We start from the raw sequence: 15,970 nt of genomic DNA on the forward strand, positions 1-15,970 counted from the left end.
CGACGGGCCCCGGGTCGAGACGAACGTGCCGCGATCGGCCGGGGGCGGATGCTCGTGCCCGGTCCGACGTTGCGGATCCTGCAGTGCACGGCCCGACTCGCGCGCGGCGACCTGCGGCGATATCGGGCCCGGCATGGCATCGAGGCCGTCGTCCGGTAGTCCGCCGCGGTCCGGCAGCGCCATACTGGTCGGGTGGAGGCCGAGAGGCGGTTCCGGGCGTCGGACATTGCGTCCGCGGCGTGGACGTACGTCCGCCGCGCGCCGGGCACGTTCGTGTGGCTGGCGATCCTGTTCGTTACGACGGTCGTCATGCATCATCTGTCACCGCAGGTGCTGAACGACGTCCTCGGCAATCGGTCGACCAATCTGCACCACCTCCGTGAGGATCCCGTCAGGGTCCTGATCACCAGTGCGTTCTGGATCGCGGGCGGCACCTGGATCGGCTATTTCGTGCTCTTCAATCTGTTCCACGTGCCGGTGGAGCGGTGGCTCGGAACCTGGCGGTGGCTGACGGTCGCCGCGATCGCTCACGTCGGCGCGACGTACATCAGCGAGGGTGTGCTGTACCTGGCGATCGAGCACCACCGCGCCCCGGAATCGGCAGTGAACACCCTCGATGTCGGGGTCAGCTACGCGCTCGCGGGGGTGACGGCCGTGCTGGCGTACCGGATCGCGCCGCCGTGGCGCTATCTGTACGTGCTCGGGGTGCTGCTGGTCTACGGCCTGCCCCTGTTCGGTGGACTCACCTTCACCGACATCGGCCACTTCACCGCGGTGCTCATCGGCTTCGCGTGCTACCCGCTCACGCGGTCGCGCCCCGGAGTGTGGGATCCGGCAGACTGGCTGCGCGGGCTACGCGAACGTGTCGGAGCGCACAGGTAGCGTCCCCGACATGACCGAACCGGTGAAGGGTCCCGCGTCCTACTTTCCGTCGATCGAGAAGAAGTACGGCAAGCCGATCAGTGAGTGGCAGAGCCTGATTCGCTCCACGGATCTCACCAAGCACATGGAGCTGGTCGCGTGGCTCAAGACCGAGCACGGTCTCGGGCACGGCCACGCCAACGCCCTCGTCGCGCACACATTGAAGGAGGACGCGGCGGGCTGATCCGCCGGGCACCGAATTCAGGTGCCGGCGACGTCGAGTCCGTGCAAGCGCTTCGCGGTGGGAGATTTCCCGACGGTGTCCGGGTCGGGCTCGGTGCCGAACATGCGGTCGGCGGTGCCGGACGTGGTGACGGTGAACCAGTAGTGCTCGTTGCGGTAGTGGTGGTTGCGGTGGTGGCGCCACGTCGCCTTGTACAGCGCGGTCTTCGGCTTGTAATCGGTGTGGATGAGGAAGTGCGTCCACTCGTAGCCGAGTCCGAGTGCGGTGATGACGATCAGGAACGTCAGGCCGAGTTCGAGGCGCGGTACCGCGATCAGGGCGACGGCCAACAGCAGCGGGACCAGCCACGCGAAGACCGGCGCGGGGATGAAGTCCAGGGGAATGTTCCGCGGATCTCCGTGGTGTGCGCGGTGTTTGCGGGCGAGCAGTGGATCGATCGTCATCCCAACGACCCGCTTCGGGCGCCAGTGCAGGATGAACACGTGGATGATCCACTCCAGCACCGGGAACAGTGCGAGCATCACCAATGGCACCACTGCGTCGGCCCAGGTCCAACCGCCGACGACGACCCGCGCGGCCACTGCACCGAGGAACAACGTTCCGATGATCCACGGACTCGGGTGCCGGCCGAACTCCCGGACGGCACCGCCCAGCGTGACGTCGCGGCCGAATGCCGATGAGGCCTGACGGGTGCCGGTCATGCCGGTCATAACTCCTCCACGGATGCGTCGCGTGCGGCGGCGAGTGCCTCGCCCAGGAGCGTGGTCGCCGGTTCCAGCAGGGCGTGCGCAGCTGCGTACGCGCCGTCGGGTTCTCGCCGACGAACAGCCTCGACGATTGCGCGGTAGCGGTCACTCTCGTTCACCTCGGCCGCCATCACCACCGCCAACGCGTCGAGCATCGGTTCGTACGCGGTGCGCAGCGTGTTGAACATGAGCCGGAACGTGATCGAGTCGGCGCCGTCGACGACCAGATCCCAGAAGTCGAGGGCGATCCGTTGCCGGGCGACGGGGTCGTCGGCGACGGCGAGCGCATCGACGGTGGAGTCCAGGGCGTCCGCCGTGCTCTCCGGTGCGCGCTGCGCCGCGAGTTCCGCGACCTTCGGCCCGTTCCAGAGCCGGGCCTCGAGAATGCTGTGTGCCACCGCCGGATCGATCTCGCCGCTCCGGACGAGCAGGCGGGGGAGTAGGTCGAGACCGCCGTGCCGGCGCAGGTCGTTCACAACCGTCGCGCCTCCCTGCCGGATGTCGACCAGACCCATCGCCGCGATCCGGCCCAGTGCCTCGCGCACCGCCGGACGTGACACGCCGAGAGCCTCCGCCATCCGCCGCTCGCTCAGCAGCGTCTCGCCCGGTGCCACGCCTCCGTCGACCAAGCCCCCGAGCAGTTGCTCGAACACATCGTCGGGAATCGAGCGTCGCTGCACCGGGGTGAGATCCATGTCACAACGCTAGGCTCGGCAGGCCGGGTGGACAAGTGGTCAGACCAGTATCGGCGAGACGTCGGTGAAAGGTCGCGAGCAGGACCGCGACGAAGGCACTGGGCAGGCAGTAGCCGAGAACCGCGAGGGGCAGAGAGTCGCCCGAAAGTGGCCGGTGCTCGACCAGGATCGAGGTGGCGATGAGTGCCGACATGCCGCACGTGGCACTCCACACGACGGCCCGCCGTGGCGCGAGTACCGGAAGCGAACAGACCAGCACGGGCAGTGCGAGTGGAACCAGTAGACCGACACCGTAGAAGTCGTACGTCGACGTCGTGCAGTCGTCCCAGTCGGAAATCAACTCTGTCGGCAGCAGGCCCAACTGGCATTCACTCGTCCACCACATGGGCTCGATCGCGGTGGCAACCGCCAGCGCGATGGTGAGGGCAACGAGTATCAACCACTCGATTCGGACGACGATCACCCGGTGATCAAAACATGAGCGCCCGGTGCGGCACGACGGACAGAGCCCACCAGGAGGTGGTGTCGGTTCAGCCGCACCGCTGCGCCCGCGTCAGTCGCGGACATCCGGAATCGGTCGCGGGGTCCAGTTCGCTGACCACGGGGCAGCCGTGAACGACGTCTGCTGGTCGAGGTACTGGACCGTGCCACCTCGGCCGCCGAACGACGAGCGAATCGAGGCGCCGTCCGCGGCGACGTCGACCTGCAGGGAACCGTCGACGACCGCGACGAACGTGGAAGCCGCTGCGCGCCGGCTCCGGACGCGGTGTGATGCATGGCATGGATCATTCAGCGATCGGCGGCCTCGACTGGGACGAGCGCGGCCTGCGCATGGTTCGCGACGTCGATGCCGGGCAGTGGATCGTAGATCAGGTGCACCGATTCGATCACACGGTCGCATCGTTGCTTCCGCCAAGCTTCCCCGCGTACGCCCGCATCTTCCACCCGGCCACGGCGGCCGACGGTATGCCCGTGCGCTGGGCGGAGGTCGCGGCCGCCAACGGTACGACGGCGCATCCGGTGATGGAGTGGGGTTCGATCGTCGGCGCCTGGGACACATCGGGCCAACCCGGTGTGTGGGAGGACGATCCGGAGCAGGGGTCACTGCCGCCGACGACGACTCGAGCCCTGGCCGCGGTCCTCGGGCGTTTCACCGGCACACCCGACAGGTGTTGGTTCGCGCACTGGGAGGGCTCCGGGCACATCTGTGCACCTTCCGACTATCGACGCCTTTCCATGCCGGCGCGGGACATGATCCTCTTCGCCGGTCCCCTGGACATGGCGGACACCCAGTTCGGTGCGACGCGGCGGTTTCCCGTCGGGATGAGCGCACACCTGTGGTGGCCCGACGACCATGCCTGGTGCGTGGCAACAGACATCGACCTGAGGTCCACGTACCTCGGGGCGTCCACCGAGTGCGTCGCTGCAGTGCTGGCCGGGGGCGGGCTCGAGGCACTACCGGCGCGTGCCGACCAGAGGCTGACCTGGGACAGCGACACCGTCAATCCGCTGCCGCCGGACTGATCCGCGACGCGATGTCAGGCGGGGTAGTGCCGCGGTGTGAAGACCTTTGTTCCCGAATCGGTCTCGACCACCGTCGTCTGCGACGACCCGACGATCAGTAGGCACCGCATGTCGACGTCGGCGGGGTCGAGATCGGCCAGGCGGACGATCTTGATCGACTCCTGCGGGCCGGCGATGTCGCGGCCGATGATGACCGGGGTGTCGGGGGAGCGGTGCTCGAGGACGAGGTCACGCATCGCGGCGACCTGCCACGTGCGGGACTTCGACGCCGGGTTGTAGACCGCGAACGCCATGTCGGCGCTCGCCACCGCGGAGACGCGCTTGGCGACGATGTCCCACGGCTTGAGCCGATCCGACAGCGACAGCATCGCGTAGTCGTGGCCCAGCGGGGCGCCGACCCGGCTCGCGACGGCGTTGGCGGCGGTCATGCCGGGCAGGATTCGGACCGGGACGCCCCGCCACTGCTCCTCGGCCGCCACCTCGAGCACGGCTGCGGCCATCGCGAACACGCCCGGATCACCGGACGAGACCACCGCAACGCGCGCGCCGCGCTTGGCCATGTCCAGGGCCATTGCGGCCCGTTCGGCTTCGACGCGGTTGTCGCTGGCGTGCCGGCGCTGCCCCGGCCGGACCGGTACCCGGTCGATGTAGGTGGTGTAGCCGACGAGATCGGTGGCCAGCGCGAGCTCGCGTCGGACCTCCGGTGTGGTCCAGGCCTGGTCGCCGGGTCCGAGGCCCACAACGACCACCTCACCACGCGCAGGTTCGGCTTCGGTGCGGTTGTTCAGCGGACTCGGGACGATCGCGATCGAGAAGTACGGGACGTCGGCGTCGTCGACCTCGTCGGCGGCCGCGACGCGCTGCCGGGCGGTGCTGGCGCGCTCGACGTAGTACGCCTCGTCGATCCGGCCGGCGTCCTTCAACGCCTGGCGCACAGCGGGATACGTGCGGCCGAGCTTCATGATCGCGGCGGCGTCGGTCTCGCGCAGCCGCCGGGTCAGCTCCTCCTGCGGCAGGGTGCCGGGTAGGACCGTGAGCACCTCGTCGCCCTCGACGAGCGGCTCGGCCAACGCGGCCGATGCGGCGCTGACGGCCGTGACACCGGGGATGACCTCGGCCTCGAACCGGTCGGCCAGACGCTTGTGCATGTGCATGTACGAGCTGTAGAACAGCGGGTCGCCCGCCGCGAGCAGCGCGACGCTGCGGCCGGCCGCAAGGTGCGCGGCCAGGCGCTCGGCGGCCTGCTCGTAGAACTCGTCCATCGCGCCCTGGTAGCCGCCGGGGTGATCGATCGTTTCCGTCGTCACCGGGTAGACCAGGTGTTCCTCGATCTGCCCGTCCCGCATGTACGGGGCGGCGACGCCGCGGGAGATGCTGCGGCCGTGCCGGGCGCTGTGGAAGGCGACGACGTCGGCCTCGCCGATCACGCGGGCGGCCTTGACGGTCATCAGCTCCGGGTCGCCGGGCCCGATGCCGACACCCCAGAGCTTGCCTGCACCACTCATTCGACTTCGCTCGCAATCGCATTGAGGGCGGCCGCCGTGATGGCGCTGCCGCCGCGGCGTCCGCGCACCACCAGGTACTCGAGACCGGACGGGTCCTCGATCAGCGCTTCCTTCGACTCGGCCGCCCCGATGAACCCGACCGGTCCGCCGACGATCGCGGCGGGCCGCGGCGCGCCGGCCTCGATGAGGTTGAGGAGGTGGAACAGCGCGGTGGGGGCGTTGCCGATCGCGACGACCGCGCCGTCGAGCTTGTCGCCCCACAACTCGAGCGCCGCCGCCGAGCGGGTGTTGTCGATCGCCTTGGCCAGCACGGGAACTCGCGGGTCGTCGAGCATGCACAGCACGTCGTTGTCCCGCGGGAGACGCTTGCGGGTGACGCCGGCGGCGACCATCTTCGCGTCACACAGGATCGGGGCACCGCGGCGCAGCGCCTCACGGGCGTCGGCGACGACGTTCGGGGTGAATGCGATGTCGTCGACCAGATCGACCTGACCGCTCGCGTGGATCATCCGGACGACCGCCTGCGAGACGTCGGCGGGGAAGCGGGCGAGGTCCGACTCGGCCCGGATGGTCGCGAAGGACTGGCGATAAATCTCCGCGCCGTCGCGGATGTAGTCGATCATGCGCCACACGATAGAGGCATCATGCGGGCGGGTTCTCCACCCGGTAACCGTCGGGGTCGGCGACCACGTCTGTTACCTCGCCTCGCGGCCGACCGCACTTGCGATCGCATCCGGACCAGTGCTGGCGGCCGTCGGCGGGCAGGTCCTCGTTCTCGATCGCCTCCCGGGCGTCGGCCCGCACATCGGTGTGCGACTTGGCGCAACCCGGCTGCCCTGCACACGCACTGACCTGCAGATACGGGGAGTTCTCGTCGAAGATCAGCCCCATCGGCGCGAGCACCCGCACGACCTGCTCGGCGGCCCACTCCTCGAGGTCGGGCAGCAGGATCGAACGCCACGGAGTGACGACGATCGGCTTCTCGACGGCCGCGAGGAACTCCGCGAGCCGCGCCGGGAGGGTGCCGAACGCGAGTCCGGCGGCGAGGGTGACGTGCCCGTCGGGCTGGTCCAGCCACCCGATCGGGCCCCGCTCGACCGCCCCGGGCAGTTCCACCGGGTCGCCATACTCGAGCCCGAGCCGGGCCAACACGCGTTCTGTACCGCCGGGCACTTCGTCGAGCCGCCACGCGTCGTGGCGGATCTCGGCGAACGTGCCCGCCGACGCCAGCAGCACCTCGACCGCGTCCGTCTCCGCGAGCCGGGCGCCGGTGTCCGTACCGGCGAGGACCAGCGCGAACCGGCCGTCCTCGAGCGCGTGCACACCGAAGTCGCCGCGTAGTCCCGAGATGTCGCCGGTGCCGTCGTCGAGCGTGAACAGAGTGCGTCCGGGCAGGTCGGCCAGTGCCGGATCGGCGCACAGGCCGTGGTCGAGGTCGGTGACCAGCGCCCGCACGTCGGCGAATCCGCCGATCCGCCCCGACAGCGGCGACGCGAGGATGTTGCGCACCCGCTCGTGCGTGGTGGACGGCAACAGCCCGACGTCGGCGATCCGGCTGGCAAACTCCTCGGGATCGGAGACCGCGCGGAGCTGGACGTTGCCGCGCGAGGTCAGCTCGATCTCGCCGTTGCCGAGCTCCTGCGCAGCCGTCGCCAGGGCCTGCAGCTGCGGCGATGCGACGACACCGCCGGGCAACCGGACGCGGGCGAGCGGGCCGTCGGCGGCCTGGTGGACCTGCAGAGCCCCCGGGCACTTGTCCGGGCCGGAACGTGGAGATGGCACGTCTCCAGGCTAGAGAAGTCCGGCGGCCGGTACGCACACGCCTGACCGGTAGGATCACCGGCGACCGCGGCAGAAGAGGAAGCCGGTGAGATTCCGGGCGGTCGCGCCACTGTGAAAGTCAGACCCTCTTCCGCCGCCCGAACCCGTTCCCGAGACGTGTCTCGCCGGAACCCTGCCGTGGGGCGCGAAACCCCGGAAAGGCTGCACCAGTGATCCTGCTGCTGTCGACGTCCGACACCGACCTGCTCAGCGCCCGCGCGAGCGGCGCCGACTACCGTTGGGCCAACCCGGCCCGCCTGCTCGTTGGCGAGGACCTGCCGGAACTGCTGGGCGGTGTCGACCTCGTGGTGGTCCGCATCCTCGGTGGCCGCCGGGCGTGGGAGGACGGCATCGACGCGGTGCTCGCGTCCGGGCTGCCGACGGTGGTCCTCGGAGGCGAGCAGGCCCCGGACGCCGAGCTGATGGAATGCTCGACGGTTCCCGCCGGCATCGCGGCCGAGGCGCACACGTATCTCGCCGAGGGCGGGGCCGCGAACCTGCGTCAGCTGCACAACTTCCTGTCCGACACGGTGCTGCTCACCGGCCACGGCTTCGAGCCCGCGGTGCACCTGCCGAACTGGGGGATCTTGGAGCGGAGCCTGCGGAGCGACGGTGTCGCCGGTGCGGGAGTCGATTCTCCGACCGTCGCGGTGCTCTACTACCGCGCCCAGCACCTGGCCGGGAACACCGCGTACATCGAGGCGCTGTGCCGGGCGATCGAGGAAGCCGGCGCGAACCCGCTGCCGATCTTTTGCGCCTCGCTGCGCACCGCGCCCGCCGATCTGCTCGAGACGCTGGGCCGCGCCGACGCGTTGGTCGTGACGGTCCTCGCAGCCGGCGGCACCAAGCCGGCGAACGCGCAGGCCGGCGGCGACGACGAGGCGTGGGACGTCGCGGAACTCGCGGCGCTCGACGTGCCGATTCTGCAGGGCCTGTGCCTGACCAGCAGCCGCGAGGCGTGGGAGGCCAACGACGACGGGATGTCCCCGCTCGACGTCGCCACCCAGGTCGCGGTCCCCGAGTTCGACGGTCGCCTCATCACGGTGCCGTTCTCGTTCAAGGAGATCGACGCCGACGGGCTCACCGCGTACGTGCCGGATGCCGAGCGCGCCGCCCGCGTCGCCGGGATCGCCGTCCGCCACGCGCGACTGCGCCGGATCCCGAACCCGGACAAGAAGATCGCGCTGATGCTGTCGGCGTATCCGACCAAGCACGCGCGCATCGGCAACGCCGTCGGCCTGGACACCCCGGCCAGTGCGATCGACCTGCTCACGGCGATGCGCGAGCACGGCTACGACCTCGGCCCGGCCGACGGCGACGACGCGCTGCCCGGCCTCGCCGCCCAGGACGGCGACGCGCTGATCCACGCGCTCATCGCCGCGGGCGGGCAGGATCCGGACTGGCTCACCGCCGACCAGCTCGAGGGCAACCCGATCCGCATCTCCGCCGCCCGCTACCGCGAGTGGTTCGCGACGCTGCCGCAGGACTTCCGCGACGGCGTCGAGGAGCACTGGGGCGCCGCGCCCGGTGAGCTGTACGTGGACCGCTCCTCCGATCCGGACGGCGAAATCGTCATCGCCGCCATCCGCGCCGGCAACGTCGTGCTGATGGTGCAGCCGCCCCGCGGGTTCGGCGAGAACCCGGTCGCGATCTACCACGACCCGGACCTGCCGCCGAGCCACCACTACCTGGCGGCGTACCGGTGGGTCGCGGCGGAAGTGGATGCCGGCGGCTTTGCGGCCGACGCGATCGTGCACCTGGGCAAGCACGGCAACCTGGAGTGGCTGCCCGGCAAGACCCTCGGCATGTCGGCGTCGTGCGGCACCGACGCCGCGCTCGGCGACCTGCCGATGATCTACCCGTTCCTGGTCAACGACCCGGGCGAGGGCACGCAGGCCAAGCGCCGCGCGCACGCCACCCTGGTCGACCATCTCATCCCGCCGATGGCGCGCGCCGAGTCCTACGGCGACATCTCGCGTCTCGAGCAACTCCTCGACGAGCACTCGAATATCTCGGCGCTCGACCCGGCGAAGCTGCCGGCGATCCGCCAGCAGATCTGGACGCTGATGCGGGCCGCGAAGATGGACCACGATCTGGGCCTGACCGAGCGTCCCGAGGAGGACGTGTTCGACGACATGCTCATGCACGTCGACGGCTGGCTGTGCGAGATCAAGGACGTCCAGATCCGCGACGGACTGCACACCCTCGGCACGGCGCCGCAGGGCGATGCCGAGGTGGAGCTCGTGCTCGCGATGCTGCGCGCCCGGCAGATGTGGGGCGGTGAGCAGACGGTCCCGGGACTGCGGGAAGCGTTGGGGCTCAGCGAGGCGGGTGACGAGGACCGTGGCCGCGTGGATCAGATCGAGGCGCAGGCCCACGCGCTGCTCTCCGCGCTGGCCGAGACCGACTGGGATCCCGCGGCCGCCGACCGACTGTCCGACGACGACACCGTCCGGCAGATCCTGCGCTTCGCCGCGACCGAGGTGGTGCCCCGGCTGCGGCAGACGTCCGGCGAGATCGACCAGGTGCTGCACGCGCTCGACGGCGGTTTCATCGCGGCCGGCCCGTCCGGGTCGCCGCTGCGCGGGCTGATCAACGTGCTGCCCACCGGCCGCAACTTCTACTCCGTCGACCCCAAGGCGGTGCCGTCGCGGCTGGCGTGGGAGACCGGTCAGGCGATGGCCGAATCGCTCGCCGCCCGCTACCGCGCCGACCACGGCGAGTGGCCCAAGTCGGTGGGCCTGTCGGTGTGGGGCACGTCCGCGATGCGCACCTCCGGCGACGACATCGCCGAGGTGTTCGCGCTGCTCGGCGTCCGCCCGGTGTGGGACGAGGCGTCGCGCCGCGTCACCAGCCTCGAGGTGATCGATCTCGCCGAACTCGGTCGCCCGCGCATCGACGTCACCGTCCGGATCAGCGGGTTCTTCCGGGACGCGTTCCCGCACGTGCTGACGCTGCTCGACGACGCCGTCCGCCTGGTCGCCGGTCTCGACGAGTCGCCCGAGGACAACTACGTCCGCGCCCACGCGCAGGCCGACCTCGCCGAACACGGCGACGACCGCCGCGCCACCACGCGCATCTTCGGCTCCAAGCCCGGCACATACGGCGCCGGCCTGCTGCAGTTGATCGACTCGAAGAACTGGCGCGACGACGCCGACCTCGCGCAGGTGTACACCACGTGGGGCGGCTACGCGTACGGCCGCGGGCTCGACGGCGCCCCGGCATCGGACGACATGCGCAGCGCGTACAAGCGGATCGCGGTGGCCGCCAAGAACACCGACACCCGCGAGCACGACATCGCCGACTCGGACGACTACTTCCAGTACCACGGCGGCATGGTCGCGACCGTTCGCGCGCTCACCGGTACCGCGCCGGAGGCGTACATCGGCGACAGCACCCGTCCCGACGCCGTCCGCACCCGCACGCTGTCGGAGGAGACCGCCCGCGTCTTCCGCGCCCGCGTCGTCAACCCGCGGTGGCTCGACGCGATGCGCCGGCACGGCTACAAGGGAGCCTTCGAGATGGCCGCGACCGTCGACTACCTGTTCGGCTACGACGCGACCACCAACGTCGTCGCGGACTGGATGTACGAGAAACTCGCCGAGACGTACGTGCTGGACGAGCAGAACCGCAAGTTCATGTCCGAGTCGAACCCGTGGGCCCTGCACGGCATCTCCGAGCGACTGCTCGAGGCCGTCGAGCGGAAGATGTGGGAGGAACCGTCGCCCGAGGTGCTCGACGGGCTGCGCCAGGTGTACCTCGAGACCGAGGGCGAACTCGAGGGGGAGTAGCCGACCGGCTACTTCCGCCAGAACAGGTGGTGGGTCACCCCGCTCGGACTGGGCACTGTTTCCAAGTTGAATCGGTCGCGCAGGTCGTCCGGGGTGTCCCACAGCCGCAGTCCGGTTCCGAACGTGATCGGGGAGACGGCCACATGCAGGGTGTCGACCAGATCGGCGTCGAGGAACTCGCGAATGGTGGTGACCCCGCCGCCGAGTCGGACGTCCTTGCCCTGCGCCGCCTCCTTGGCCTGCTCGAGGATCGTGGCCGGCTCGCCGTCGACGAAGTGGAACGTGGTCTCGCCACGCGTGATCGACGGTCGCAGGTGGTGGGTGGCGACGAATACCGGCGTGTGGAACGGCGGCTCCTCACCCCACCAGCCCTCCCACTCCAGGTTCTCCCACGGCCCGCGCTGCGGCCCGAACTTGTTGCGCCCCATGATCTCGGCACCGATGTTGTGGGAGAAGTCGCGGGTGAAGTAGTCGTCGAGGCCGCGACTGCCGCCGCCGTCGGTGCGCATGGGCCAACTCGCAGTGGCGCCCGCCCACGCGAGCATCTCGCCGGGGTCGAGGCCGAACGGGTTCTCGAAGGTCTGGTTCTCGCCGCATGCGACGCCGTCGCTCGAGACGTTGAAGTTCTGAACCTTCAGAAGTTGACTCACGTGACGCTCCGTTCTCGAAGGTGGTGTTACGAGAAGACAGACTCGTCGTACCGACAAAACTCATCACGACGTCCTGGCTGCGAGAATACGAGACTGACCGTTCTGTCGTCGGGTCACGGGTGCGTGCGACCATGGTGAAGTCGACGCTCTACGCCTGATGCGGACCGGAGGCCGTGGCGATGGACGACTGGACGGGAAGCGAGTACCCGCGGGTCGTGGTCGAGACCGAACACGGCCGCGCCAGCTACAGGGCGGGCACCGCGGTACGCATCGGCCGGGACCCGCAGTCGGAGATCACGATCGTCGATCCCGTGGTCTCGCGCGAGCACGCGTGCCTCAGGTGGGACGAGGGATGGCAGCTGGTCGACTCCGGCAGCAGGAACGGGATCTACGTCGACGGCAAGCGCCGGGACGAGGTGCCCGTCACGGACACCGTCCTCGTCCGCCTGGGCGACGCGGTCGACGGTCCCGCCGTCCGGCTCTCGATCGAGGACCCCGACGCGACGCGACGGGACGTGGGCACTCGCTGGGACGAGTCGACGATCGAGGCCGGGGCCTCGATCGCCCCGGCCCCGGCACCCCACCAGACCCTTCCCGCGGGAGCCCTCACGATCGGACGGGCCCCCGACAACGACATCGTCGTCCCCGACGTGCTGGCCTCACGCCGGCACGCGATCGTCCACCACACGCCGTCCGGGCTCGAACTCGACGACCTGGGGAGCGTCAACGGAACGTTCGTCGGCGGTGCCCGAGTGTCGCGCGCACGGCTGACCGACGGCGACGTCGTCACCATCGGCAACACCGACTTCGGCGTCCAGGAAGGCCGTCTCGTTCCACGGCAGCCGACGGCCGCGACCGCCGGCGGTCTGCGTGTGGACGGCGTCGGGCTCACCATCGAAGGCGGGCGTCGACTCCTCGAGGACGTCACCTTCACGGCGGGACCCGGCAGTCTCACCGCGGTGATCGGCCCCTCCGGCGCGGGAAAGACCACCATCGCCAAGATCATCTCCGGTTCGGAACGCCCCACGGAAGGCGTGGTCGAATTCGACGGACGCAGCGTGCACACCGAGTATTCGGTACTGCGTTCCCGTATCGGCATGGTCCCTCAGGACGACGTCGTCCATCGGCAGCTGACCATCCGGCGCGCCCTCGGCTACGCCGCGGAGCTGCGACTGCCGCCGGACACCACGCGTGCCGACCGTGAACAGGTGATCGCGGGGGTACTCGACGAACTGCAACTGACCGAGCACGCCGACACCCGCGTCGATCGGCTGTCCGGAGGGCAACGCAAGCGCGCATCGGTCGCGCTGGAGTTGCTCACGGGCCCCTCCCTGCTCATCCTCGACGAACCGACGTCGGGTCTCGACCCCGCGCTCGACCGACAGATCATGGCGACGCTGCGCCGCCTCGCCGATTCGGGCCGCGTCGTCGTCATCGTCACGCATTCGCTGTCCTACCTCGAAATGTGCGACCGGGTCCTCCTGCTCGCACCCGGGGGCAAGACCGCGTACGTGGGACCACCCGACCGGGTCGGGAGCGCGCTCGGCAGTACCGACTGGGCCGACATCTTCGCCCGCGTCGCCTCCGATCCGGACGGGGTGTTCGCCGAGTACCGCGCCACCCGCACGGCGGCGGAGGTGCCACCGGCACTGCCCGGGCCACTCGGCTCTCCCGCGCACACCTCGAGACGTAAGCAGCTGAGCACCGTCGCCCGCCGCCAGGTCCGGCTGATCCGCGCCGACCGGGGCTACCTGATCTTCCTGTCGCTTCTGCCCTTCGTACTCGGCGGTCTGGCCCTGCTCGTGCCGGGCGACACCGGGTTCGGGCCGTCCGGTGCCGACGTGTCCGGCGAACTCACCCAGATTCTGGTGGTCCTCATTCTCGGTGCCGCCTTCATGGGTTGTTCACTGACCATCCGCGACCTGGTCGGAGAGCGCATGGTCTATCAACGCGAACGTGCCGCAGGGCTGTTGCCGTCCGCCTACCTGGCGGCGAAGATCGCCGTGTTCTGCGCCGCCGGCATCGTGCAGTCGGTGATCATGGTGCTGATCGTCTACCTGGGCAAGGGTTTCCCGGCCCACGGCAGTGTGCTCCCCTCGGGGTCGATCGAACTGATCGTGGACATCGCCGCCACCACCTGCTGCTGTGTCGTGCTCGGATTGGCGTTGTCGTCGGTGGCGCGCTCGAGCGAGCAGGTGCTGCCGATGCTGGTGGTCACGATCATGGCGCAGCTGGTGATGTGCGGAGGATTGATCACGATCACCGGCCGCGCCGTGCTCGAACAGGTCGCGTGGCTGTTTCCGTCACGCTGGGGGTTCGCGGGCGCCGCCTCGACGGTGGACCTGGTCACCAATTCCACCGGCACCGAACCGGACACGCTGTGGCAGCACACCGGATCGTGGTGGCTGCTCAGCATCGCCATGCTGGTGCTCATCGGTTGCGTGCTTGCCGTCGTCACCTACAGCCGGCTGCGGCTGCGCAGCCGGTAGAGGTCAGCGCCTAGAGTCGGCGGTCGAAGGCGAGTGTCGGCTCGGCGGTGGGGATGTCGACGGTGTACGCCCGCAGGCGCACCGACTCCGGTGACAGGTCCATGACCATGAATCCGACGTCGTCGAAGTTCTGGTAGAGGTTCGCCCGATCCGGACGGGTCGACTTGCCGTGGTTGTTCTTCGCGGCGGCGCCCGAGACGATCTGCCGGGTGCCCTTGGACTCGACCGTCGGCTCGAGGATCTGCAGCGAATGATCGTGGCCGGAGAGGATGAACTGGCACCGCCCGACCACGTGGTCCTCGAAGAATCGCTTGGCGTGGATCCCGTTCATGGGTTCGATCGGGATGCCGTCGTAGGCACCGGCATCGCCGTGCGAGCCGTTGTTCAGGTACGGGTGGTGGGTACACGCGATCTTCCACTTGGCCGGTGAGGCCGCGATCGCGGCGTCGAGCCAGGCCCGTTGCTCGTTCATGAACTGGCCGTCCACTGCCCAGTACTGCACGAACAGCGGAGGCAGATAGGCGGCGAGGGGATTGAGGTCCAGCACGAAGAACTCCACGACCGGGTTCTCCTCGGGCACTCGCACCGAGTAGTAGCGGTACGGCATCCACCATTTGCGCGAGGTGGCGTGGTACTCGACCTCGTCGTTGCCGCGCAGCAGCCAGCCCCCGTCCCCGGGGAACACCGCGCTGTTGTCGTGGTTCCCCAGCGCCATCACCCAGGGGAAGTCCAGCCCGTGGTTGGGGTCTTCGAACTTGGTGGCGAACTGGACGTCTCGGTCGCCGTTGGGTCCGGCCTCGTAGATGTTGTCGCCGAGCCCCAATGCCATCCCGAACGGCTCGGCCTCGTGCAGTTTGCGGGCGGCGTCGGCCACCGCCCACTGCGGCTGCGTGCCGGTGCCGGCGTCGCCGGTCACGAGCACCCGCACGCTCGACCCGGTCGGGAAGGGGAGCTTGCCGTCCGCGGGTGTAGCGGCAGCGGAGGCGGTCGGTGCCAGCGTCGCCAGCGAGACGGCCGCGCCGGTGGCGCCGACTCCGGCGAGGAAGCGGCGGCGGTCGATCGGGTTGAACTCGGTCACAAGGATCCTCGGCGTTGTCCAGGTTGTCGGGATGTCGGTCCCAGCAAACCCCACCGGCGGCAGCCGAACGCCCGAAACTGCGATATCGGAGGAGGTATTCACGACACGTTCACCGTCGGGTCGCACGTACTCTGGCCGTCATGACTGCCACGCTGAGCGAGATCGGTGCCGCGAAATACGTTCTGTTGACGACCTTCAAGAAGGACGGCTCCGGCGTACCCACCCCGCTGTGGGCGGCGATGGACGGCGACCGGATGCTGATGTGGACCGAGACGAAGTCGTGGAAGGTCAAGCGCATCCGGAACCGCTCTCGTGTCACGGTCGGGGTGTGCGACGCGCGGGGCAACCCCAAGGGTCCCCAGATCGACGCCACCGCTGTGGTGCTCGACGACGCCGGCACCGAGGAGACGCGCGACGCGATCGCCCGCAAGTACGGCGTGATCGGATGGATCGCCGTCAAAGGCAGCATCCTACGGCGGGGACGCAAGGGCACGGTGGGATTGGCGGTGACGGCCCCGTCCTGACCTGGTCGGGAACGAAACGGTCATTAGGGAATTCGTCGACGG

Annotated in this window: 14 protein-coding genes; 6 read left to right on the forward strand and 8 right to left on the reverse strand. The window is 69.5% G+C overall.

Going from position 1 to position 15,970, the window contains the following annotated elements; translation table 11 throughout:
- Positions 1-192 precede the first annotated feature (192 nt).
- Both ABEU20_RS22820 and ABEU20_RS22825 read left to right on the forward strand, forming a co-directional pair.
- Positions 193-882 carry a rhomboid-like protein gene (locus tag ABEU20_RS22820; RefSeq protein WP_420166660.1) on the forward strand — a complete coding sequence of 230 codons (690 nt, stop codon included), beginning with the start codon at positions 193-195 and terminating at the stop codon, positions 880-882.
- A 10-nt stretch (positions 883-892) separates the two neighbouring features.
- A complete protein-coding gene (locus tag ABEU20_RS22825) occupies positions 893-1,105 on the forward strand; it encodes a DUF4287 domain-containing protein (protein WP_420166661.1) in 213 nt (70 codons plus the stop codon).
- Between the two features lie 17 nt (positions 1,106-1,122).
- On the opposite strand, the gene ABEU20_RS22830 is transcribed toward ABEU20_RS22825, so the two are convergent.
- The 3 genes from ABEU20_RS22830 to ABEU20_RS22840 are packed head-to-tail and all read right to left on the reverse strand — an operon-like array spanning position 1,123 to position 3,009.
- A complete protein-coding gene (locus ABEU20_RS22830; protein WP_420166662.1) occupies positions 1,123-1,806 on the reverse strand; it encodes a sterol desaturase family protein in 684 nt (227 codons plus the stop codon).
- Positions 1,807-1,811: 5 nt separating this feature from the next.
- Positions 1,812-2,546, reverse strand: a complete 735-nt coding sequence (locus ABEU20_RS22835; protein ID WP_420166663.1) for a FadR/GntR family transcriptional regulator — start codon at positions 2,544-2,546, stop codon at positions 1,812-1,814.
- Position 2,547: 1 nt separating this feature from the next.
- The gene (locus tag ABEU20_RS22840) at positions 2,548-3,009 is read right to left on the reverse strand and encodes a hypothetical protein (RefSeq protein WP_420166664.1); all 462 of its coding nucleotides are present in this window, start codon (positions 3,007-3,009) and stop codon (positions 2,548-2,550) included.
- A 317-nt stretch (positions 3,010-3,326) separates the two neighbouring features.
- On the opposite strand from ABEU20_RS22840, the gene ABEU20_RS22845 reads away from it, so the two are divergent.
- The gene (locus ABEU20_RS22845; RefSeq protein WP_420166665.1) at positions 3,327-4,070 is read left to right on the forward strand and encodes a hypothetical protein; all 744 of its coding nucleotides are present in this window, start codon (positions 3,327-3,329) and stop codon (positions 4,068-4,070) included.
- 14 nt (positions 4,071-4,084) lie between these two features.
- On the opposite strand, the gene ABEU20_RS22850 is transcribed toward ABEU20_RS22845, so the two are convergent.
- Genes ABEU20_RS22850 through cobG form a run of 3 tightly spaced genes read right to left on the reverse strand, consistent with a single transcriptional unit; the run spans position 4,085 to position 7,357 of the window.
- Positions 4,085-5,575, reverse strand: a complete 1,491-nt coding sequence (locus tag ABEU20_RS22850) for a precorrin-2 C(20)-methyltransferase (protein ID WP_420166666.1) — start codon at positions 5,573-5,575, stop codon at positions 4,085-4,087.
- The gene (locus ABEU20_RS22855; protein WP_420166667.1) at positions 5,572-6,198 is read right to left on the reverse strand and encodes a precorrin-8X methylmutase; all 627 of its coding nucleotides are present in this window, start codon (positions 6,196-6,198) and stop codon (positions 5,572-5,574) included. Before ABEU20_RS22855 ends, ABEU20_RS22850 begins: the two co-directional genes overlap by 4 nt.
- 19 nt (positions 6,199-6,217) lie before the next feature.
- Positions 6,218-7,357 carry a precorrin-3B synthase gene (cobG, locus tag ABEU20_RS22860; RefSeq protein ID WP_420166668.1) on the reverse strand — a complete coding sequence of 380 codons (1,140 nt, stop codon included), beginning with the start codon at positions 7,355-7,357 and terminating at the stop codon, positions 6,218-6,220.
- A 209-nt stretch (positions 7,358-7,566) separates the two neighbouring features.
- Here cobG and cobN point away from each other — a divergent pair, with 209 nt between their 5' ends.
- Entirely contained in the window at positions 7,567-11,187 is a 3,621-nt protein-coding gene (gene cobN / locus ABEU20_RS22865; RefSeq protein ID WP_420166669.1) for a cobaltochelatase subunit CobN, read from the forward strand.
- Between the two features lie 8 nt (positions 11,188-11,195).
- Here cobN and ABEU20_RS22870 read toward each other — a convergent pair whose 3' ends face one another.
- Positions 11,196-11,837: a dihydrofolate reductase family protein gene (locus ABEU20_RS22870; protein WP_420166670.1), complete on the reverse strand. Its 642-nt coding sequence runs from the start codon at positions 11,835-11,837 to the stop codon at positions 11,196-11,198.
- 179 nt (positions 11,838-12,016) lie between these two features.
- Between ABEU20_RS22870 and ABEU20_RS22875 the strand changes: the two genes are divergently transcribed.
- Positions 12,017-14,326, forward strand: coding sequence for an FHA domain-containing protein (locus ABEU20_RS22875; RefSeq protein ID WP_420166671.1), 2,310 nt, complete (start codon positions 12,017-12,019; stop codon positions 14,324-14,326).
- Between the two features lie 10 nt (positions 14,327-14,336).
- On the opposite strand, the gene ABEU20_RS22880 is transcribed toward ABEU20_RS22875, so the two are convergent.
- Positions 14,337-15,404, reverse strand: a complete 1,068-nt coding sequence (locus tag ABEU20_RS22880; RefSeq protein ID WP_420166672.1) for a metallophosphoesterase — start codon at positions 15,402-15,404, stop codon at positions 14,337-14,339.
- 140 nt (positions 15,405-15,544) lie between these two features.
- Between ABEU20_RS22880 and ABEU20_RS22885 the strand changes: the two genes are divergently transcribed.
- Complete coding sequence (locus tag ABEU20_RS22885) at positions 15,545-15,928, forward strand: PPOX class F420-dependent oxidoreductase (protein ID WP_420166673.1); 384 nt, start codon at positions 15,545-15,547, stop codon at positions 15,926-15,928.
- The last annotated feature ends 42 nt before the right edge of the window (positions 15,929-15,970 follow it).

Source organism: Rhodococcus parequi (genome assembly GCF_046042785.1).
In the GTDB taxonomy this organism is placed as follows: domain Bacteria; phylum Actinomycetota; class Actinomycetes; order Mycobacteriales; family Mycobacteriaceae; genus Prescottella; species Prescottella parequi.

Coding starts and splice junctions, on each gene's coding strand:
- ABEU20_RS22885 (WP_420166673.1), top strand. CDS start 15,545: ATGACTGCCACGCTGAGCGAGATCGGTGCCGCGAAATACGTTCTGTTG.
- ABEU20_RS22825 (WP_420166661.1), top strand. CDS start 893: ATGACCGAACCGGTGAAGGGTCCCGCGTCCTACTTTCCGTCGATCGAG.
- ABEU20_RS22835 (WP_420166663.1), bottom strand. CDS start 2,546: ATGGATCTCACCCCGGTGCAGCGACGCTCGATTCCCGACGATGTGTTC.
- ABEU20_RS22850 (WP_420166666.1), bottom strand. CDS start 5,575: ATGAGTGGTGCAGGCAAGCTCTGGGGTGTCGGCATCGGGCCCGGCGAC.
- ABEU20_RS22875 (WP_420166671.1), top strand. CDS start 12,017: ATGGACGACTGGACGGGAAGCGAGTACCCGCGGGTCGTGGTCGAGACC.
- ABEU20_RS22855 (WP_420166667.1), bottom strand. CDS start 6,198: ATGATCGACTACATCCGCGACGGCGCGGAGATTTATCGCCAGTCCTTC.
- ABEU20_RS22845 (WP_420166665.1), top strand. CDS start 3,327: ATGGATCATTCAGCGATCGGCGGCCTCGACTGGGACGAGCGCGGCCTG.
- ABEU20_RS22830 (WP_420166662.1), bottom strand. CDS start 1,806: ATGACCGGCACCCGTCAGGCCTCATCGGCATTCGGCCGCGACGTCACG.